This window comes from Streptomyces sp. R41 (assembly GCF_041053055.1).
Taxonomy (GTDB): Bacteria; Actinomycetota; Actinomycetes; order Streptomycetales; family Streptomycetaceae; genus Streptomyces.
Genome location: NZ_CP163443.1, coordinates 6,174,004 through 6,194,625, shown reverse-complemented (window position 1 = coordinate 6,194,625; position 20,622 = coordinate 6,174,004). Strand labels below are relative to the sequence as shown.

The following is a 20,622-nucleotide window of genomic DNA, read 5'->3' as shown; positions in this document are numbered from 1 at the left end:
CTACGCCGTGATGTCCTTCACGGTGAACCGCGCCCACGCCGCCGATCCGAACACGGCCGCGTACAGCGCCTGAAGCCCGAGGTTGCGGACCAGATCGTCCCAGTACACCGGGTCGCGCATGAGGTCGGCGAAGGACAGCCAGTAGTGGGAGAAGAAGTACGGCTGGAGCGCGTGGAGCTGGGGGATCTGGTCCAGGATCTGGATGGTGATGAGGAGGCCGACCGTCGTCGCCATCGCCGCGATGCCGCTGTTGGTCAGGGTGGAGACGAACAGGCCGAGCGCCGCGACGCCGATCAGTGAGGCGGCCACGACCAGCGCGATGAGCAGGGCCCGCCCGAGCCCCTCGGTGAAGCTGATCCGGGTCCCGGAAATCGTGGTCAGCTCGCCCAGCGGGAACAGCAGCGCACCCACGATGAGCGCGGACGTCGCCACGACCAGGGTCGCGACCAGACAGAACGTCATCGTGGTCGCGTACTTGGTGAGGAGCAGGCGCGTACGGCCCGCGGGGGCGACCAGGAGATAGCGGAGCGTTCCCGCGTTGGCCTCGCCCGCGATCGCGTCGCCCGCGATGACACCGATCGCCATCGGCAGGAAGAAGGGAAGCGTCGCAGCCAGCGCCGTGAACACCAGGAACAGACCGTTGTTGGTGATCTGCGAGATGAACGCCGGTCCTTCGCCGCCGCCACCGCCGGCCGCCGAGCCGTCGCTCGTCTCGATCTTGATCGCGATGCCGATGAGGATCGGCACGGCCGCCAGCACGCCGAGCAGCGCGATCGTCCGCCAGCGCCGGAAGGTGGTGACGAGCTCGCTGCGGAAGAGCCCGAAGGTCCACAGCGGGCTGGGCGCCCGCCTGACCTGAGCTTCTGCCGTCACGACTTCAGCCCGCGACATCGAACCCCTCCCCCGTCAGCGCCACGAACGCGTCCTCCAGCGAGGCCCGTTCGACCCCGAAGCCGCGGACCCGGACGCCCGCCGTGACCAACGCGGCGTTCAGCTCGGCGAGTTCGCGGTCCGGAGGCTCTGCGGTCACGCCCGTCTCGGTCACGATGAGATCCGCGACGCCCTGTTCCTTCAGTACGCGCGCCGCGTCCCCGGGGTCGGGGGTGGTCACGACCAGGCGGCCCCGCGCGCCCGCGGCGAGATCGGCCACCGCGCCCTGGGTGATGAGCCGCCCCTGCGCCATCACGGCCGCGTGCGTGCACACCTGCTCGATCTCGTCGAGGAGGTGCGAGGAGAGGAAGACGGTCGTGCCGTCGGAGGCCAGCTCCCTGACCAGGGAGCGGATTTCGCGCATGCCCTGCGGATCCAGTCCGTTGGTCGGCTCGTCCAGGACGAGCAGCCGGCGGGGCTGGAGCAGCGCCGCCGCGAGCCCGAGCCGCTGCTTCATGCCGAGCGAGTACGCCTTCGCCTTCTTGGCGGCCGCGGCGGTGAGCCCGACCCGGTCGAGGGCGGCCGCGACGCGTGTACGCCGGGTGCGCGGGTCGGCCGTCGGGTCGGCGGCGTCGTAGCGGATGAGGTTGTCGCGCCCGGAGAGGAAGCCGTACAGCGCGGGGCCCTCGATGAGGGCGCCGACGTGCGGGAGCACGGCGCGGGTGGCGCGGGGCATGGGCTGCCCCAGCACCCGTGCCGTGCCCGAGGTCGGCTCGATCAGGCCCATCAGCATGCGGATGGTGGTCGTCTTGCCCGAGCCGTTCGGCCCGAGGAAGCCGAAGACGCTGCCTGCCGGGACGGTCAGGTCCAGGCCGTCGACGGCGAGCTGTCCGCCGCGGTAGCGCTTGGTGAGCGCACGGGTGGCGATCACGGTGTCCTCCGCGACCACTGCGCCTCCCGTGTCCGCCATGTCCGGTTCCGCGGCGGACAGTTCCTCCATGGGCTCCCTCAATTCATGGTGCGCATACGGTAATCACTGGGCGGCGTCGGCCGCCTTCACCAGCGCGTCCTTGGTGACGGCACCGGCGTACACCTTGCCGTCGTCCGTGATCAGCGCGTTGACCAGGCGGGTCGAGAAGACCGTGCCCGAGCCGAACTTGCCGGTGACGTGGTCGCCGAGGGAGTTCAGGAACCCGTCGACGTCGCCGTTGCCGGAGGAGCCGGACGGTACGCCCTCGCCGCCCGTGTCGAACACGGCGATGGAGTTCCAGCCCTTGCCGATGGTCTTCAGACCGTCGAGTCCCTTGGCGAAGTCCTCGTCGGACTTCGGCTGCGCCTTCTCCTCGCTCTTCAGGTCGTCGCCCTCGGTGACCTTCGCGCCCTTCGGCGGAGTGAAGTCGAACGTCGACGCGGCCGGCTTGGCGAAGTCGACCTTGGTGAAGCCCGCGTCCACGACGGCGGAGCCACCGCTCGCCGGGGTCAGCGTGAACTTCAGCGGCAGCCCGGTCTTCGCGTCCACCGCGATGCTGATCGCGCCGACCGTGGAGCCGGACTGCTTCGGCTTGATGAGGAGCTTGTACGCGTCACGGCCGGCGACCTGCGCGGTGCCGTCGACGGTCACGGAGGTGGTGCCGTCGACCGACTTCAGGGCCTCGTCGGCGAAGTCCTTGGGCGTGGAGGGGACCTCCTCCTTCTCCTTACGGCTCTCGGACTTGGGCGCGGTCGCGTGGTAGGCCTCGTTCGACTTGCTGTCGTACGCCCACACCTCGTTGCCGTTGTGGATGACGCTGTACTCGGCGGCGCTGTCCAGCAGGGAGACCTTGCCCTTGTCCGGGCCGTCGGCCGCGACGCGCAGCGTGTGCGTGCCGGAGGCGAGTTCGAGCAGCTTGGACTGCGGGTCGGCGGAGGAGCCGCCGTCGCCCTTGGCCGCGCCGGACGCGAAGCCGCTCTCCAGGCCGCCCAGGCTGGGCAGTCCGAGATCGGTGCTGACCTTGACCGTGCCGGACAGCTGCTGGACGTCGGACTTGGCGATCTTCTCGATGAGCTGCTGTGCGGTGATCTTCGGCAGGTCGGGGTCGCCGGAGTCGGCGAGCGCCGGGACGAGCCCGATGGTCGCCGCCGCCACCCCCACCACCGCGACCGGAACGACGTACCGCGCGGCTTTGCGTCGCCCGGCGCGCACGTCCTCGGTCTCATCGACCTTCGTGCTGTCGTCGGATTCGTACGGTGCCATGTGTGCCTTACCTCCGTCGTCGGCGGCGGCCTACCGTGCTGCACTCGTCCACCCCTAAGCCGCCATTCTCACCCGAACCGGTGAGGAGTGGTGTTCTCAATCTGACCAAATCGGCCAGAGAGAAGCGTCAGACCCCGGACTCAACTCCACGTACTCCTCCGGTATGACGTGAGGAGGCGGTGCCTCCCCCGACCCGTAGGGGTCGGGGGAGGCACCGCCTCCAATGGGCCCGGTCGGTCAACGCTGCACGAACACGTAGTCCGCCTGGTAGGGGACACCCACGATCGTCCCGGGCGAGCAGGACCCGGCCGGGGCGACGCCGCCCACGGTGTTGAGGCGCAGGATCTCCTGCGTCCCGGCCAGCAGGCCGCGGTGCTTGCCGGACTGGGTGGCCTTGAGGTCGAGCTCGGGGATGTTCTTGTCGCCGTTCGGGGTCTTGGAGATCAGCGCGCCGGTGACCGCGCTGCGGTCGGGCGCGACCCACTGGGGCGTACCGGAATTGGGCTTTACGAACGAGTGTGCGATGTTGCCGCCGAGCAGGGCCGCGACGTCACGCTGGGCGAAGGCGTAACCGCCGCCCTCGACCGGCTTGCACTCGTAGATCTGCTTGCCCTTGACGACCGACGCCTGGAAGTTGTTCAGGGCGTGCCGGAAGTCGAAGGAACTGGTGACCTTGTGGAGCTGGCCACGGACGGCGCCGCCCGGGAACTCGGCGGTGTGCAGATTGGCGTAGAAGGAACCGGGGTCGGACTTCAGGGCGTCGAGCAGTGCCGCGTCCTCGACCTTGACGGTACCGACGACGCTGTGCCCCTTGATCTTGTCGAGCAACTTGCTGAAGTCGACCTTGACGCCGCCGTTGGTGCCCTTGGCGCCCTGGTGGATGTGGAGCAGAGTCGGCTTTCCGGTGCCGCGCCAGGTCACGGCGACCGACACCTTGTCGCCCTTGACCTTGATGAACTCCAGCGCGGCGCCATCCTTGTCGCCGACGGCGGGGCCGCCCTGGACGGGCACCTCGTTGGCGCCGTTGAGGCTGGTGGCGAGGATGGTGCCGCCGCTGCCGCCCATGACGCCGCTCTGCGTGACGATGGTCTGGTCGCCGTGCATCGAGTGGCTCATGCCGCTGTGGCTCTTGCCGTGGCTGCCGCCGGCGGCGACCGCCGGGATGACGGCGGCGGCGACACCGGCCGCGGCGGCGACCGCGACGCCGGTCAGGATCAGGCTCTTGCGACGCGTCGTGAACGTGGCGTTCGATCCCATGATTCTGTTTTCTCCCCGTATCTCAGCTGACACCCCCTGCGTCAGCTTCTGGGCATGAGTACGGACTGGATCCGACCCTGGACTCAATCCAACTATGTGACCCGCATCACACCACTCCGAGGGCAAGCGAAAAATCGCCTAAATCCGTACATCTGGGTGGCAGCAATCGGCATCGGCCAAGGGGGTCGCCATGCGGCACATCATTGGTTACGCGGCCACGGGCACCGCGGTGGTGGCGCTCACGCTCGCCGGGTGCGGGAGCGGCGGCGGCAGCGGCAACGGCGCGAAGACCGGCACCTCGACGGCGTCGGAGACCACGCTGACCACCGCCGACGTCAAGAACGTCGGCACGGTGGTGACCGACGGCAAGGGCTACGTCCTCTACCGCTTCGACGCGGACTCCGCGAACCCGACCAAGGTCACCTGCTACGACGCCTGCGCCAAGCTCTGGCCCGCCGCGACCGCCCAGGGCGGCATCACGACCAAGGGCATCGACAAGAACCTCGTCTCCACGGTGAAGCGCACCGACGGCACCACCCAACTCACCCTCGCCGGCTGGCCCCTCTACCGCTACACCAAGGACGACGAACCGAAGGAGGCGTACGGCCAGGGAGTCGACGGAACCTGGTTCGCGGTGACACCGACAGGAGCAAAGGCATCAGGCACGCCGGCGACGAACACGGGAGGAACCGGCTACTGAGGCAGCCGTCGCAACCGACAGTCCTGGCCGTGGGCAATCGTGCCGCTGGGGCGGCGCCCGCCCCAAAGAGAGCGGCACGCCGTAAGCGCCGGGCCGCGCGACCCACCCCCGACGGCGACCCCGACCCCGGGTACCCGGAAGGCAGACCTCATCCGGCCCGGTGCACCACCGCGTCAACCAGCTCCATCAGCGCAGCCTTCGAATCGCACTCCGGCAACGGAGCAAGCGCGGCCCGCGCATCCTCCGCGTACCGGACGGTGTCCCGCCGAGCCTGCTCCAGCGCGGGATGGACCCGCAGCCGGGAGAGCGCCTCGGCATGCCGGGCGTCATCCGTCAGGTCGGAGTCGAGCAGCTCGCACAGCGCGATGTCCTCGGCAAGGCCCAGCCGCTCCGCCCGCTCCCGAAGACGCAGCACCGGCAGCGTGGGAATCCCCTCGCGCAGATCCGTCCCCGGCGTCTTCCCGGACTCGTGCGAGTCGGACGCGATGTCCAGTACGTCGTCCGCGAGCTGGAAGGCGACACCCAGCCGCTCCCCGTACTGCGTCAGCACGTCCACGACCGTCTCGTCGGCCCCCGACATCATCGCCCCGAACCGGCACGCGACGGCGACCAGCGAGCCGGTCTTCCCGCTGAGCACGTCCAGGTAGTGGTCGACCGGGTCACGCCCGTCGCGCGGCCCCGCGGTCTCCAGGATCTGCCCGGTCACCAGCCGTTCGAACGCCTCGGCCTGGATCCGGACGGCCTCGGGCCCGAGGTCGGCCAGGGTGTGCGAGGCGCGCGCGAAGAGGAAGTCACCGGTGAGGACGGCCACCGAGTTGCCCCAGCGGGTGTTTGCGCTGGGCACCCCGCGCCGCGCGTCCGCCTCGTCCATCACGTCGTCGTGGTACAGCGTGGCGAGATGGGTCAGCTCGACGACCACGGCCGAGGGCACGACACCCGGCGCATACGGGTCACCGAACTGCGCGGCGAGCATCACGAGCAGCGGACGGAACCGCTTGCCACCGGCCCTCAGGAGATGCTGCGCGGCCTCTGTGATGAAGGGGACCTCGCTCTTGGTGACTTCGAGCAAGCCCTCCTCCACAGCCGCCAATCCGGCCTGGACATCGGCTTCGAGAGCCTGGTCCCGCACGCTCAGCCCGAACGGCCCGACGACGGTCACGAGAGGATCTCCTGTCTGCTGACGATCACATGGCGAACTCGGTCGATCATTCGGTCGATGACACGGTTTGTCGATGTGTCGCTGCCATCACTCAAGTCAGCGTATCCGGTCACGTTTCGATCACCACGAGCGCCCACCGTCCCCCCGCCCGACTTCGCTCCAGCAGCAGGTACCCCCGCTCGCCCGGGCGATATCGGATCACGGGCGGTATGTTCTTGATCAGCTGATACGACCGGACATGCAACGACCCATCCGGAGGCACCCCGCCGTGTCCCGAAGCGCCGACGAGACCGAGCCCGGCAGCCGGCCGCCGCCGGGTGACGACCAGGCCTTCTTCGGGCAGCCCAGGGGCCTGCCGACCCTCTCCGGCCCGGAGGACTGGGAGCGCTTCTCGTTCCTCGGCACGCCTCTACTTCGCCGACACCGCAACGCACGGCGGCATGGGCATGGCCGCGGGCCCGGCGGCGTCCGTGTCGGCGGCGTACGGAACGCTCGTCCACCTGGTCTCCGTCGCCCGCGGCCGGCTCCCCGACCGCGGGCTCGGCTCGTACCGCGCGGTCCTGTGGGGCGGCATCCTGATCGCCAGCGGCCATTACTCCATGGCGGTCCCCACGGCCGCGACGACCTGGTCCGGCCTGGGCCTGACCAGCGCGGGCACCGGCCTGCTCGAGCCCAACGTCGCCACCATGGCCGGCAAGCTCTACGCCACCGACGACGACCGCCGCGACGCCGGCTTCGCCCTCTACCGCATGGCGATCAACATCGGCGCGTTCGCGGGTCCCCTGATCACCGGCCGGCTCGGCGACCACAGGGGCTGGCACCGGGGATTCTCGGCGGCGGCCATCGGGATGACATTCGGCCTCATCCAGTACGTAGCGGGCCGCCGTCACCTGGCCGGACGCGGACGCGCGGCGCAATTCGCCCTCGCTCCCCGGCCGCGCCGCACGATGCACCCGGTCCACTGAAGCCACTGGGGTGACGCTCATGCACATCCGTACGTCCTTCCCGTACGAGACCACTCACGAGGACATCTGGATCCCGCTCCCGGACGGCACCCGCCTGTACGCCCGCGTCTGGCGCCCGCTGACCGACGAGCCCGTGCCCGCCCTCCTCGAATACCTCCCGTACCGCCTCACGGACTGGACCGCGCCCCGCGACTGGCAACGCCATCCCTGGTACGCGGGCCACGGCTACGCCTCCGTCCGGGTGGACGTCCGCGGCCACGGCAACTCGGAGGGCCTGCCGACGGACGAGTACTCGGAGGTGGAGCTGGCCGACGGGGTGGAGGCCGTCAACTGGCTCGCGTCCCAGCCCTGGTGCACCGGCAAGGTCGGCATGTTCGGCATCTCCTGGGGCGGCTTCAACTCCCTCCAGATCGCGGCACTCGCGCCCGAGCCGCTCAAGGCGATCGTCGCGGTCTGCTCGAGCGACGATCGCTACGACAACGACGTGCACTACATGGGAGGTTCCGTCCTCGCCGTCGACATGCACGCCTGGGCGGCCACGATGCTCGCCTACGTCTGCCGCCCGCCGGACCCGGTGCACGTCGGCCAGGTGATGTGGCGCGACATGTGGGTGAAGCGCCTGCAGGCGGTCGACCCCTTCGTCCACACCTGGCTGTCCCACCAGACCCGGGACGCTTACTGGCGGCACGGAAGCGTCTGCGAGGACTACGGCGCGATCCGGGCGGCGGTCCTGGCGGTCGGCGGCTGGCACGACCCGTACCGCGACACGGTGCTGCGGCTGGTGGAACACCTTCCGCGGGATCGGGTACGCGGCCTGATCGGCCCCTGGTCGCACCAGTACCCCGACCGGGGCCTGCCGCCCGGCCCGGCGATCGGCTTCCTCCAGGAGACCCTGCGCTGGTGGGACCACTGGCTCCGGGACAAGGACACGGGCGCCCTGTCCACCCCCGTCCTCCGCTCGTACGTGATGGACGCGCACCCCCCGGCGACGGTGTACCCGGAGCTCCCCGGCCGCTGGGTGGGCGACCCCGCCTGGCCCTCTCCCTCCGTCACCCCCGTCTCGTACGCGCTCCAGGGCGACCCCGTGCTGATCCGCTCACCCCAGCACACAGGTGCGGACGCGGGCCGCTTCTTCCCCCTCGGGAACGACTCGGACCTGCCTCCGGACCAGCGGGAGGAGGACGCGCGATCCGCCTGCTTCGAGTTCGAAGTACCGGAGGAGACCTGGGTGTTGGGCCGCCCGAGAGTCCGGCTGCGGCTGACGTCCTCGGCTCACCGGGGCCAGGTGATCGCCCGCCTCTGCGACGTGGCCCCCCACGGAGCCTCGACACTCGTCACCCGGGGTGTGCTGAACCTGTCATCGCGCCATGGTCGTGACCAGGCGGTTCCCTGGAAACCAGGTGCTACGGAGGAGGTGGTCTTCGACCTGAACGGCATCGGCTACGCCTTCCCGCCGGGCCACCGCATCCGCCTCTCCGTCTCCTCCGCGTACTGGCCCTGGATCTGGCCGCAGCCGGGCTCGGAGGCCGGCTTCGCCCTGGACCCGATGGGCAGCACGCTGGAACTCCCGGTCAGGGCACGGGAGTCGACGTCCGCCATCACTTTCGAGGAACCGGAGCAGTCCGAACCGCTGGGGGTGGTCGTCCCGACGACGCTGGACGAACCCCGCCCGGAGCGCCTGGTGGTCCGCGACGTGGCTGCCAGCGCGTGGCGCCTGGAGGTCGACCCGCGCTACGGCGGCACCCGCGTGTACCCCGACGGTCTCGAATTCACCGAGAACGCGCTGGAGACGTACACCATCAAAGACTCCGCCCCTCTGTCCGCTCGCGCCCGCTCGACGTGGTCGGTCCGGTTGCACCGCCCGGACCTACCCTGGGACGCGCGCATCTCGACGACCTCCGAAATCACCTGCGACGCCGAGGACTTCATCACCTCCAACGAGGTGATCTGCAAGGACGGCGACGAGGTGGTCTTCCACCGGACCTGGGAGAAGCGGATCCCCCGAACGGCGGGCTAGAAGGGCGAGGGTGCCGTACGGAACCCTGAGGAGCATGGCGCAGACGCGGACCGAGGAATTCCTGATGGACCTCGACGAGGGCATGCTCGCGTACTTCCGCGAGATGGCCCACGAGATGGTCACGCGCTTCGGGATCTCGCGGGCGGAAGCGGTAGCGAGGATCAACAGGGCATACGAAGGGCGGAAGTTCGCGCCGTACCCCGATCTGATGTGCCACGAACTCCCCGAATACTGGGGCTACGGCCTCTACTTCAAGCCCAACGCCGGCCGCCTCCCCGACGACGACCCCGACACGGACCTCTCCGTGTGGGAGGTGCGGCCGGCTCCTCCCCGGCATTCCCCGGTCTGGACGCTCGAAGCGTAATGCCCGAATTGAAAGCATTGCCGCTTTAATGGCCTTGGTCGCGTGAATTGGGTCACGTCCGAGCCGCCCTCGCGCCACACTCCACCACCTCGACTTCCCCTTCGCGAAAGGCAAGTTGAGGATCACATTCCGCCCCAATCGGGCAATTCAACCCTTCCTTTTCCCAGGTTAAAGCGGGCTGAGGCGGGAATTCGGGGCTTGTTCCCGACATGTGCTCTCGCATACGTTCGCCCCGATCCGAGCGGATCGCCGAATCCTGCCGCCGCTCGGAAACCCACCCACCCACGCAAGCACGGCAGGAGCGGGGGACCCAGGTAAGCCGCCGATCCGGACTCCGGAACGGCTAGGGGTGAAGCCGCGCCCAGCGCGCGGCCGGGCACCTCCCGCCCGAACCCGACAGCTCACCTCGCAGGCGCCGGAGAGGAATGTCGTCATGCCCGCACGAGGCAAGCACTACCGCCGCAAGACCAGCAGCCCGTTCACCCGCTGCATGATCGCCGCAGGCACGAGCGGAGCCGCGCTCGTCCTCCCGCTCGTGAGCGCCACCAGCGCGCACGCCGCCCAGCCGACGCAGGCGCCGCAGGTCACGAAGGCCGCCGCAGTCACGATCACCGACGTCCAGCTCGTCACCTACAAGGTGGTCGCGGGCGACACCCTGTCCAAGATCGCGCAGAAGTACCCGCAGAGCGGCGGCTGGAAGAAGCTGTACGACGCCAACCGCGCGGTGATCGGTGCGAACCCGTCGGTCCTCCCCCCGGGCCTGACGCTGACGGTGGGCACGAAGACCGTGAAGCTGGGCTCGACGACCAAGGCGAGCACCAAGTCCGCGACGACGGCCACTCCCGCCTCCGTGAAGACGTACGCCAACAACCTCGACGGCTGGATCAAGCAGTCGCTGGACATCATGGGCAAGGCGGGCATTCCGGGCACCTACAACGGCATCCACCGCAACGTCATGCGCGAGTCCTCCGGCAACCCCCGGGCCATCAACAACTGGGACTCCAACGCTGCCGCCGGCATCCCGTCCAAGGGCCTCCTCCAGGTCATCGACCCGACCTTCAAGGCGTACCACGTCCCCGGCACCTCGATGGACCCCTACGACCCGGTCGCGAACATCACCGCGGCGTGCAACTACGCGGCGGCGAAGTACGGCTCGATCGACAACGTCAACGGCGCCTACTGAGACACGTTCTCCCGGGCCCCGAAGAGCCGCTCCAGCACCACCGCGATCCCGTCCTCCTCGTTCGACAGGGTCACCTCGTCGGCCACCGCCTTCAGTTCCGGGTGGGCGTTGGCCATGGCGACGCCGCGGGCGGCCCAGTCGAACATGGGGATGTCGTTGGGCATGTCGCCGAAGGCGAGGGTGGCGGCGGGGCTGAGGCCGAGGTGGGCGGCGGCGAGGGCGAGCCCCGTCGCCTTGGTCACGCCGCATGGCTGGAGTTCGACGGTGCCCGGCCCCGACATGGTGACCGTCGCCAGCGAGCCGACCACTCCCCGCGCCGCCGACGCCAACTCGTCGTCGGACAGGGAAGGGTGACGGAGCAACACCTTGCTGATCGGCTCCGTCCAGAGGTCGTCGCGGCGCGGCACCCGTACCGCAGGCAGCGTCGGATGCGGCATGACATACCCCGGCTCGATGAGCGTCAGGCCGTCCACACCGTCCTGGTCCACCGCCGCGTAGAGCAGCCCGACCTCCGCCTCGATCTTGCCGAGGGCGGTTTCCGCCAGCTCCCTGTCCAGGGTCACCGACCACAGCAGACGGTGCGCCCCGGCGTCGTACAACTGCGCCCCCTGCCCGCACACCGCCAGTCCCTCGCCGCCGAGTTCGTCGAGGAGCGGTCGGACCCTCGGCGCCGGCCGTCCCGTCACCACCAGATGCTGGGCACCCTCGGCCGTGGCTCTCGCCAACGCGGCGCGCGACCGGTCGGAGAGTGTGTCGTCGCCGCGCAGCAGCGTTCCGTCCAGGTCAGTGGCGATGAGTGAATATGCAGTCGGAGCGGCCATGATCCGAAGAATACGGATCGAACGACTCATCGGCCCGGCGTGAACCGGACGACGTCCGGTATCCCGTCAGCAACGCCGTTCACCGCACGGGCGGTTTGGATGGTACTGGCGTTACGGGCCGTACTGGCCGTACGTGGTCCACTTCTGCTCACACCGAGGTGCGCCACCGTGCCCGCGTCCAACGTCGACTCCCAGATGCGCAGTTGGCCTGCCGCGAGCACGCGGGTAGGGCGAGCGTCTTGACCCGCGCGGATGTGATCCGACGGCGAGGGGGCGCACCCATTTGCAAGGGCGCCCCCTGCCCCCAACTCACGCGTGCGCAGCCACCAAGTGCTTGGCCAACCGCGGTGAAGCGAACTCCGTCCCGCACACGAACCGCATCACCGGCCCGTACGAAGCCGACGCCAGCAACCCCGTGAAGTACAGCCCGGGCACGGACGACCGATATCCCGCGCCGAGTTTCGGCGTACCCCGGCTGACCGCCAGCTCGGTGCGCAGCTCGTGTCCGAGGAAGTCCATCGCGGCGATGTCGACGCGATATCCGGTCGCGGCTATGACGTGGTCGGCGGAGAGCTCCTCGGTCCGGCCCCCGTGGGTCTGGACGGACAGGACGGGGTGGCCGTCGGGGGTGCCGGCGCGGACGATCCGGGAGACCTCGCGCACGTCGACCTTGCCCTCGAAGCGGTCGCGCAGCCACCAGGCACCGAGCGGACCGAGCACACGGCGGACCAGATAGTGCCGGGTCTGCGCGGGCAGATAGCGGTAGGGCTGCGGGTAGTAGCTCAGCGCCCACAGGGACCAGGCGCGGCCGAAGGGCGACTCGGGGCGCAACTTGGGCTGCTTCCACGGGGGCGCGCCGAAGTCGACGGCGCCCTTGCCACGGGACACCACCCGCACCTGCGCGCCGGCCTCCGCCGCGAGCGCGGCCGTCTCCAGAGCGGACTGGCCCGCGCCGACGACGATGAGCTCCTTGCCGGAGAACCGGCTCAGGTCATGGTGCTGGGAGCTGTGGGAGACAGGGCCCGTGGGGGTGGGTCCGTCTGCCGCCGCTCCCGCGAGCTCGGCGGGCAGATGGGCGAGTCCGGACAGGCCGGTGGCCACCACGACCGCCCGGGCCGTGAACAACTCCCCTGAGTCCAGCTTGAGTTCAAAGCCGCCTGCGTCACCGGAGCCCTCGCGGCCGGCCTTGCGGTCGACCGAGACGACCCGCACCCGCTCCAGCTCGGGCACGAGCTTCTGCTGGAACCACTCCCCGTACGCGATGAACGTCTCGACCGGGATGATGTCCTCGTCCGTCACCAGCCGCGGTATCCCCGCCGCGTCGCAGTAGTCGACGAGCGTGTGCCCGCGCTGCGGGGCGTCGATGTTGGAGGCGATCGGTGTCGACTTGAGGAGCATCCCCTCGGGCATGTGATCGCGCCAGCTCACCATGGGCTCGCCGAAGACGCGCACCGGGACACCGCGCGCCCGCAGATGGGCGGCGGTGGACAGGCCGAATGGCCCGGCACCGATGACTGCTACCGGATGAATCACGAAGTCCCCTCCCCAGGACGTACTACGTCTACTTCGCGGTGGAACTGTTGCTGCTGCCGCGGCGGTTGGTCCGCCACAGCTGATACAGATGCTTCGCACCCGGCCGCGCGAAGCGCGCGAGCATCGTGAAGAACGGCCGCAGGTCGTCACCCGCGAGCCACGCCAGCTCCGTACCGCTCGCGCGAGCCGGCGCGTGCGGTGTCGTATAGCCACTGCGCCGGTAGGCGAGCAGGGCCGGCAGGTCGATGTTCTCCACGATGTACCGGTGACCGGCGCGCTGTTCCCCCTCTGGAACGGTGCGTCCGGTCAGGTCCAGATGCATGGCACGGACGACGTCGATCCCCGACTCGTTCTCGAAGAGCCGGAATTGCGCGCCCATCCGTGGGTTGAAGTCAAGGAGCTTGTACTGTCCGTCGCGCCGGTCGAAGCGCAGATCGAGATCGATGACGCCGCTGAAGCCGATCTGTTTGATGAAACGCGCGGCGAGGTCCGCGAGTTCCGGATTGTCGACGACGTACGCATTCGCCGTCATTCCCGCGTGCGGCGGCCAGGAGCGGACCTTCACGCCCGTGAACATCGCGAGAGGTGTCGAGTCCGCGTCGAAGTACGCGTGCACGATCCAGTCCTCCGCCTCCTCCCTCGGCAGGTACTCCTGGAGGATCACGCCCGGTTGCGCGCCCCAGTCCCGGGCGAGCGTCAGCAGCCCCTCGCGGGTCGCGATCCGCGTCGTCCCGTTCACCGCCGGCCGGCTGCGACGCACGAACGCCTCGCGGTTCTTGGCGACGAGCGGGAAGCGGGCGCTCTCGGCGAACGCGGCGATCTCCTCGTACGACTGGGGAAAGGCCGCCTGCGGGCTGGGGATGCCGTGCTCCACGCACAGTTCGTGCAGCCCCTGCTTGCTCGCGAGGCGGCGCGGCAGCTTGGCATCGACGCGCGGAAAGAGAAAGCGGTCCCCCAACTCGTCCTGGTGCTCGGCGATCAGCACCGCGGCCTCTTCGTCCGTCGGGACGAGCACCGTCGGCCGCCCGATCCGCCGCCCGATGCGCAGTAACCCCTCGACGAGCCGCTCCGGTTCCTCCGTCCCGGTCGTCGGCCATACGAAGGCACGCCGGAGATAGCGCGAGGCCGCAGCGGGCGTGTAACGGTCCTCGGTAATCGCATACATCGGTACGCCGAGCCGGCCCAGACTCCGGATCGCGCCCACCCCACCGTGGTGCAGCGGGTAGTCGCCGAACTTCACGATGAGGCCCGGAACCTCCCGGTCGGCGTCGACCGGCACACTGCTGGAGCTCCTGGCCACGGGTCCCCCCACGCGTCCCCCCTACGGACCGGACCCACCCCGTCCGTGTCCCCCAAAGGACGCTAAGCCGGAATTGCCACGTCCGACAAGACCAATTCGGACATTGCAAACTCTTTAGGCACTGCCACAGCATGGTCACTCCCCCGTAACGTGTGCCCCGACCACATGGAACACATGAATCACATGGCGAGTACGAATCCGAAAGTGAGGCAGCACCCGATGCCCCCCTTCGATGTCCCCGAGGGCGATCCCTTCGGCCCGCACAACCTTCCGTACGGCGTTTTCTCCCGGGCCGGCTCGTCCGAGCGAACCATCGGCGTCCGGCTCGGCGACCACGTACTCGACGCGGGCGCGGCGGCCCGCGCACTCGGCTCCCCGTACGCCGAGCTGCTGGCGCAGCCGACCCTGAACGCGCTGCTCGCGGCGGGCCGCACTGCCTGGTCCGACGTACGACGCGCGCTCACGGCCTGGGTGACGGTCCCGGCACACCGGGAGACCCTCGAACCCCATCTCCACCCCCTCTCCGAGGCGACCCTGCACCTCCCCTTCGACGTAGCGGACTACGTCGACTTCTACGCCTCTGAGAACCACGCCCGGAACGTCGGCCAGATCTTCCGTCCCGACGCCGCCGACTCCCTCACCCCCAACTGGAAGCACCTGCCGATCGGTTACCACGGCCGCTCCGGCACGGTGGTGGTCTCCGGCACGGAGGTGGTACGTCCCTCGGGCCAGCGCAAGCCCCCCTCCGACACCGCCCCCACCTTCGGCCCTTCCATCCGCCTGGACATCGAGGCGGAGGTCGGCTTCGTGGTAGGCACACCCTCACCCATGGGCACCCCCGTCCCCCTCTCCGACTTCCGCGACCACGTCTTCGGCCTCTGCCTCCTCAACGACTGGTCGGCCCGCGACATCCAGGCATGGGAGTACGTCCCCCTCGGCCCCTTCCTCGGCAAGTCCTTCGCCACGTCGGTGTCGGCATGGATCACCCCGCTCGACGCGCTGGAAGACGCCCGGGTAGCGCCCCCCACCCGCACACACCCCCTCCTCCCCTACCTGGACGACTCCTCCGAGGACCCCGGCGGCTACGACCTCCACATCTCCGTCGCGATCAACGGCCACGTCGTCTCCGAACCCCCCTTCGCCACCATGTACTGGACCGCCGCTCAGCAACTGGCCCACATGACGGTCAACGGCGCCTCCCTGCGCACCGGCGACCTGTACGGCTCCGGCACCGTCAGCGGCCCCACCGAAACCCAACGCGGCTCCCTCCTGGAACTCACCTGGAACGGCCGCGACACCCTCCCCCTCCCCGACGCCGAGCGCACCTTCCTGGAGGACGGCGACGAGGTGACCCTGACGGCATGGGCTCCTGGGCCGGGCGGGACACGGGTGGGCCTTGGTGAGGTGACTGGGCGGATCACGCCGAGCGCGTGACAGGAGGCCGCCGCGGCGATGGCAATCGCGGCGGCGCGGGAGACGTTGGGTCCGCGGCCCAGCCCCCACGAATACGGGAGGCGCCGTCGGAAGGCGCTGAGGCCATGACCCCCACAGGGGCGAAGGGCGCTGAGGCCATAGCCCATAGCCCCCACGCACCCGCAGTCGCCCACGCACGGAAGGGTCCGTGCCGGTACATCGAATGCCCGTCGCTCCCGACAGCCAAGTCGAGCCTCCCAGAGAACGTCGGCACCGCGACGGGCGGATGTACCGGCACGGACCCGCCCCACCCACACGCGTGAGGCGCACGCGACCAACACAGGTAAGGCGCACGCGACCCACCCACGCGAGGCGCACGCGGCAAACCACCAGCGGCACACGCGGCACCCCACCAGCGGCACACCGGTGGCAGATCTTGCCCACGGATACACGAAACCCCAGGTCAGCGAGGCTTCCCGGGCGGCAGGGAGTGGCGCAACACTCCGGCAACACCACGCCCCACCCCCCGTCGGTATCGTCCGACGCATGCCCACCGACCGCATCCGAGACCACGCCGGCCAGGGCGCGACCACCGTCGCCGCCCACCGGCGCCGGCTGCGCGCGGACCAGGCCCGCCAACTCGCCGACCTGCTCCGCCACCAGATCCTGACCGGCGGCTACCCGAACGGCTCCCTCCCGCACGAGACCACCCTCGGCACCGACTACCGCGCCTCCCGCAACACCGTCCGCCAGGCCCTCGACCTGCTCCGCGCGGAGGGCTTGGTGGAACGCCTCCCCGGCGTCGGCACGGTCGTCGTCGCCCAGAAGTACCCCCACGGGCTCGACCGGCTGATGGGACTCGCGGAGACCCTGCGCGAACACGGCCAGGTCACCAACGAAGTCCGCACCGTCGGCCCCGTCGCCGCACCCGCCCCGGTGGCCGACCGCCTCCACATCGCCCCCGGCGCCGACGTGCTCTACATCGAACGCCTCCGCCGCCTCGACGGCCTCCCCCTCTCCCTCGACCTCACCTACATCCCGCTCGACCTCGGCACCGCCCTGCTCGGCGCCGACCTGGAGAACACCGACGTCTTCCGGCTCCTGGAAGCTGTCACGGGGCAGCCCCTCGGGCACGCCGACATCACCCTGGAGGCGGTCAACGCCGACGCCCACTCGGCCGCCGTACTGCAGGCCCCGCGCGGCACCGCCGTGCTCATGCTGGAACGCCTCACGCATCTCGCCGACGGCCGCCCCGTCGACCTGGAGTTCATCCGCTTCCGCGGCGACCGCATCACGATGAGCGGCCGACTCCGCCGCGCGCGCTGACCCCACCCAGCCCGAGCCCACCCAGCCCGAGCCCACTCCTCCCGAGCCCACTCCTCCCGACCCGCCCTTCCCGCAGGACCTCCCTGGAGACAGCCATGCCCTTGGCGCCCCAGCGGGCCGACGTGCCCGTGACCATCGACGAGTCGAAGTGCATCGACGGCTGCACCCTCTGCGTGGACATGTGCCCGCTGGACTCCCTCGCCATCGACGAGAGCAACGGCAAGGCGTACATGCACGTCGACGAGTGCTGGTACTGCGGCCCGTGCGCGGCCCGCTGTCCCACCGGAGCCGTCACGGTCAACATGCCCTATCTGCTCCGGTGAGAGGCCCGAACTCCCATGAAACACAAGGCAATACGCAAGGCGAAACACGGAGCCGCGCACAAGGACATGCGCGGGGCCAAGCACGGCGCAAAGAGCAAAGCACTCGCCGCCCTCGTCACGACCGCCCTCGCACTCCCCCTCACCGCCTGCGGCACCGACACCGGTCCCGGCGACGGCTCCACGGTCACCGTCACGATCGGCTACCAGTCCAAAACGATCAACACGGTCACAGCAGGCACCCTCCTCCGCTCGCTCGGCTCCTTCGAAAAGGAGCTGAACGCCCTCGGAGACGGCACCACCTACAAGGTGAACTGGCAGGACTACGCGACCGGCGCCCCGATCACCGCCCAGATGACCGCCGGAAAGATCGACATCGGCTCGATGGGTGACTTCCCGCTCCTCATCAACGCGGCCCGCGGCAAACAACTCGGCCGCCCCACCCACCTGGTCTCCGTCACCGGCTACAACCTCCGCGGGGGCCTCAACACCATCGTCACGGCGCCGGGTTCGAAGCTCCGTTCGCTGAATGACCTGCGCGGCAAGAAGGTGTCGACCAGCGTCGGCTCGGCCGCCGACGGCACTCTCGTACGGGCCCTCCAGCGCGCCGGAATCGACCCGGCCAAGGGCGTCGAGAAGCTCAACCAGCAGCCCGCGGTGGGCGCTTCGGCCCTCGCGGCGGGCAGCACGGACGCGCTCTCGCAGTTCGTCGCATGGCCCGGTCTGCTCGCCTACCAGGGCAAAGCGAAGGCCCTGTACGACGGCGCCGAACTGAACCTGCCGACCTTCCACGGCGTCACCGCCCGCGAGGACTTCGCGAAGAAGCGCCCTGCCGTGCTGGAGGCGTTCCTGAAGGCGCAGTCGGACGCGACGGCCTACCTCCACGACCACCCGGTGGCCGCGGCGGAGAAGGTCGCGAAGGCGACCGGCCTGCCCGCCGAGGTCGTCTACCTCTACAACGGCGCTCATGGCATCGCCACCTTCAACCCGGCGCTGCAACCGAGCCTGATCTCTGCCCTGAAGAAGGACGTGTCCGTCCTGAAGTCGGCGAAGCTCGTCGGCGACGTGGACGTGGACGCCTTCGTCGACGACCAGTACGTGAAGCGCGCCCTCGGCCCGACCGCGTACGCCGACCAGCTCACCGCGACACCCCCACCGGCCGCGAGCCAGGCCTGGCCCAAGGGCGCCACCAGCACGCGTACCTTCAACTCCCCCGCCTCCCTTCTCCATTACGTGGCCGCGCATCGCACCGCTCTCCGCGCCGCGTACGTCCCCGACACCACCACCGGCACCCTGTGGTTCGCCGACAAGGCGGTGTGGGTGGCCGACGGCGACGACCTGCACCCCTTCGTCACGGCGGAGACCGCCCGGGCGTACATCGCCGACCACCAGGGCGCGCGCACCATCTCGTACGCCACCGCCCTGGAGCGCGCGTCATGACCCGGTATCTCGTCAGGGCCGCGTCGCTCACCGCGGCCCTGACCGCCTGGCAGCTGCTGACCAGCCTGAACGTCGACCTCTGGCTGCGCTTCTCGCAGTTCCCGACCGTCGCCGATGTGGCCCGCGCCTTCGGCGACCGGCTGGGCGGCGACGACTACTGGACGGACCTCACCGACAGCCTCACCCGGATCCTCACCGGCTTCCTGCTGGCGGCCGTCCTGGGCGTGGCCACCGGAGTGACCGTGGCGCGCTCCCGCTTCGCCGAGGACCTGCTCGGCCCGGTCCTGGAAGTGGTCCGCCCGATCCCGGCGATCGCCCTCGTCCCCGTCGCGATCCTTCTCTTCCCCTCCAACGAACAAGGCATCGTCTTCATCACCTGCACCGCCGCCTTCTTCCCGGTCCTGGTCTCCACCCGGCACGCGGTGCGCGCGCTGACCCCCGTATGGGAGGAGGCGGTACGCACCATGGGCGGCGGCCGGTGGCGGGTGCTCGGCTCGGTGATCCTGCCGGGCGCCCTCCCCGGGATCTTCGGTGGCCTGTCGGTCGGCATCGGCGTCTCGTGGATCTGCGTCATCTCCGCCGAGATGATCTCCGGCCAGTACGGCGTCGGCTACCGCACCTGGCAGGACTACACCGTCGTCGACTACCCCGGCGTCTTCGTGGGCATGGTCACGATCGGGGTGCTCGGCTGGCTCACGTCCACGGCGGTCGAACGCGTGGGCCGGTGGCTCACCCGCTGGCTGCCGCGCACGGAGTACGTCACCGGCGCGCGCGTCCGCAAGACCGCGCCGGTCTCCCCGACTCCGGCGCTTGAACGCCCTGAGGGGGTGCGCGATGAGCACCTCGTCTGAGACCGAGACGTCCGTCGCCGGCACGGAGCCGCCTGTCGCGGGCACGGAGTCGGCCGTCGCCGAGACCGGGACATCCATCGCCACGCGCGGCACCCGCCTGTCCGTCGTGAACGCCTCCCTCGGCCGCCCCGGTGCCCCCGTCCTCGACGGGGTCGACCTCGACATCGCCCCCGGCGAGATCATCACGGTCGTCGGCCCCTCGGGCTGTGGCAAGTCGACCCTCCTGCGCACCCTGGCCGGGCTGCTGCCCGCCCTCGCGGGAACGGTCACCCAGGACGGCCGCCCCCTGGTGGGCCCCGCCGCCGACCGTGCGCTCGTCTTCCAGGAGGACGCCCTGCTCCCCTGGCGCACCCTGCGCGCCAATGTCGAACTCCCGCTGGCCATCAAGGGGTTGTCCCGCGCCGAACGTCGCGCCCAGGCCGACTCCTGGCTCGCCCGGGTCGGACTCGCCGGCCACGGACGGCAGTTGCCGCACCGTGTCTCCGGAGGACAGCGCCAACGGGTCCAACTCGCCCGTGCCCTCGCCGGAGCGCCCCGCGCCGTCCTCATGGACGAACCATTCGGCGCCCTCGACGCCCAGACCCGCGCCGGAATGCAGGACCTGCTGGTCGAGGTGTTGCACGGAACCGGCGCCACGGTGGTCTTCGTGACGCACGACGTGGACGAGGCGCTGTTCCTGGGCGACCGCGTCGCCCTGCTCGGCTCCGGACGTCCGCTCGACGGCGCCGGCTCCCACAGCGCCGGCAGGCTACTCGCCGTACGCGAAGTCCCGCGCCCTCGTGAGCGATCCGCCCTGGACGACCCGGCGAGGCTGTCCCTGCGCCGCGAGGTCCTCACCTCCCTCAGCACCTGAAAGGCACCCCCGTGGAC

General features: G+C 70.0%; 18 protein-coding genes, 1 pseudogene and 1 riboswitch. Of the genes and pseudogenes, 11 read left to right on the top strand and 8 right to left on the bottom strand.

The features are described from left to right. From AB5J53_RS28390 to AB5J53_RS28375, 4 genes are all read right to left on the bottom strand, one after another. Complete coding sequence (locus AB5J53_RS28390; RefSeq protein WP_369248478.1) at positions 1 to 891, bottom strand: ABC transporter permease; 891 nt, start codon at positions 889 to 891, stop codon at positions 1 to 3. Further along, positions 878 to 1,870, bottom strand: coding sequence for an ABC transporter ATP-binding protein (locus AB5J53_RS28385; RefSeq protein ID WP_369248477.1), 993 nt, complete (start codon positions 1,868 to 1,870; stop codon positions 878 to 880). The genes AB5J53_RS28390 and AB5J53_RS28385 overlap by 14 nt, the downstream gene beginning before the upstream one ends. A gap of 33 nt (positions 1,871 to 1,903) precedes the next feature. Next, positions 1,904 to 3,103 carry an outer membrane lipoprotein carrier protein LolA gene (locus tag AB5J53_RS28380; RefSeq protein WP_369248476.1) on the bottom strand — a complete coding sequence of 400 codons (1,200 nt, stop codon included), beginning with the start codon at positions 3,101 to 3,103 and terminating at the stop codon, positions 1,904 to 1,906. Positions 3,104 to 3,340: 237 nt separating this feature from the next. Further along, entirely contained in the window at positions 3,341 to 4,360 is a 1,020-nt protein-coding gene (locus tag AB5J53_RS28375; protein ID WP_369248475.1) for a CHRD domain-containing protein, read from the bottom strand. Positions 4,361 to 4,550: 190 nt separating this feature from the next. Here AB5J53_RS28375 and AB5J53_RS28370 point away from each other — a divergent pair, with 190 nt between their 5' ends. Continuing rightward, a complete protein-coding gene (locus AB5J53_RS28370; protein WP_369248474.1) occupies positions 4,551 to 5,060 on the top strand; it encodes a hypothetical protein in 510 nt (169 codons plus the stop codon). Positions 5,061 to 5,208: 148 nt separating this feature from the next. On the opposite strand, the gene AB5J53_RS28365 is transcribed toward AB5J53_RS28370, so the two are convergent. Beyond that, on the bottom strand, positions 5,209 to 6,219 hold the full coding sequence (locus AB5J53_RS28365; RefSeq protein WP_369248473.1) for a polyprenyl synthetase family protein: 1,011 nt from the start codon (positions 6,217 to 6,219) through the stop codon (positions 5,209 to 5,211). Between the two features lie 238 nt (positions 6,220 to 6,457). Between AB5J53_RS28365 and AB5J53_RS28360 the strand changes: the two are divergent. From AB5J53_RS28360 to AB5J53_RS28345, 4 genes and pseudogenes are all read left to right on the top strand, one after another. Next, positions 6,458 to 7,151, top strand: a pseudogene (locus AB5J53_RS28360) (oligopeptide:H+ symporter); the annotation flags it as partial. Between the two features lie 52 nt (positions 7,152 to 7,203). Next, complete coding sequence (locus tag AB5J53_RS28355; RefSeq protein WP_369248472.1) at positions 7,204 to 9,201, top strand: CocE/NonD family hydrolase; 1,998 nt, start codon at positions 7,204 to 7,206, stop codon at positions 9,199 to 9,201. A gap of 34 nt (positions 9,202 to 9,235) precedes the next feature. After that, positions 9,236 to 9,565: a hypothetical protein gene (locus AB5J53_RS28350; RefSeq protein ID WP_369248471.1), complete on the top strand. Its 330-nt coding sequence runs from the start codon at positions 9,236 to 9,238 to the stop codon at positions 9,563 to 9,565. A gap of 237 nt (positions 9,566 to 9,802) precedes the next feature. Continuing rightward, a riboswitch (cyclic di-AMP (ydaO/yuaA leader) is annotated at positions 9,803 to 9,995 on the top strand. A 3-nt stretch (positions 9,996 to 9,998) separates the two neighbouring features. Continuing rightward, entirely contained in the window at positions 9,999 to 10,748 is a 750-nt protein-coding gene (locus AB5J53_RS28345) for a transglycosylase SLT domain-containing protein (protein WP_369248470.1), read from the top strand. Here the strand turns inward: AB5J53_RS28345 and AB5J53_RS28340 are convergent. The 3 genes from AB5J53_RS28340 to AB5J53_RS28330 form a co-directional block, all read right to left on the bottom strand. Then, positions 10,742 to 11,569 (bottom strand): HAD family hydrolase, encoded by an 828-nt coding sequence (locus AB5J53_RS28340; protein WP_369248469.1) that lies wholly within the window; start codon positions 11,567 to 11,569, stop codon positions 10,742 to 10,744. The genes AB5J53_RS28345 and AB5J53_RS28340 overlap by 7 nt on opposite strands. Before the next feature lie 309 nt (positions 11,570 to 11,878). Further along, complete coding sequence (locus tag AB5J53_RS28335; protein WP_369248468.1) at positions 11,879 to 13,102, bottom strand: FAD-dependent oxidoreductase; 1,224 nt, start codon at positions 13,100 to 13,102, stop codon at positions 11,879 to 11,881. A 28-nt stretch (positions 13,103 to 13,130) separates the two neighbouring features. Further along, positions 13,131 to 14,402, bottom strand: a complete 1,272-nt coding sequence (locus AB5J53_RS28330; protein ID WP_369248467.1) for an ATP-grasp domain-containing protein — start codon at positions 14,400 to 14,402, stop codon at positions 13,131 to 13,133. Between the two features lie 219 nt (positions 14,403 to 14,621). On the opposite strand from AB5J53_RS28330, the gene fahA reads away from it, so the two are divergent. The 6 genes from fahA to AB5J53_RS28300 all read left to right on the top strand — a co-directional run bounded on the left by fahA (position 14,622) and on the right by AB5J53_RS28300 (position 20,605). Beyond that, the gene (fahA, locus tag AB5J53_RS28325) at positions 14,622 to 15,836 is read left to right on the top strand and encodes a fumarylacetoacetase (protein WP_369248466.1); all 1,215 of its coding nucleotides are present in this window, start codon (positions 14,622 to 14,624) and stop codon (positions 15,834 to 15,836) included. 525 nt (positions 15,837 to 16,361) lie between these two features. Next, entirely contained in the window at positions 16,362 to 17,141 is a 780-nt protein-coding gene (locus tag AB5J53_RS28320) for a GntR family transcriptional regulator (protein ID WP_369248465.1), read from the top strand. 95 nt (positions 17,142 to 17,236) lie between these two features. Then, complete coding sequence (locus AB5J53_RS28315) at positions 17,237 to 17,464, top strand: ferredoxin family protein (protein ID WP_010986276.1); 228 nt, start codon at positions 17,237 to 17,239, stop codon at positions 17,462 to 17,464. Positions 17,465 to 17,530: 66 nt separating this feature from the next. Then, complete coding sequence (locus tag AB5J53_RS28310; protein ID WP_369252521.1) at positions 17,531 to 18,901, top strand: ABC transporter substrate-binding protein; 1,371 nt, start codon at positions 17,531 to 17,533, stop codon at positions 18,899 to 18,901. Beyond that, complete coding sequence (locus AB5J53_RS28305; RefSeq protein ID WP_369248464.1) at positions 18,898 to 19,752, top strand: ABC transporter permease; 855 nt, start codon at positions 18,898 to 18,900, stop codon at positions 19,750 to 19,752. Before AB5J53_RS28310 ends, AB5J53_RS28305 begins: the two co-directional genes overlap by 4 nt. After that, positions 19,736 to 20,605, top strand: coding sequence for an ABC transporter ATP-binding protein (locus AB5J53_RS28300; RefSeq protein WP_369248463.1), 870 nt, complete (start codon positions 19,736 to 19,738; stop codon positions 20,603 to 20,605). Before AB5J53_RS28305 ends, AB5J53_RS28300 begins: the two co-directional genes overlap by 17 nt. Positions 20,606 to 20,622: the final 17 nt, after the last annotated feature.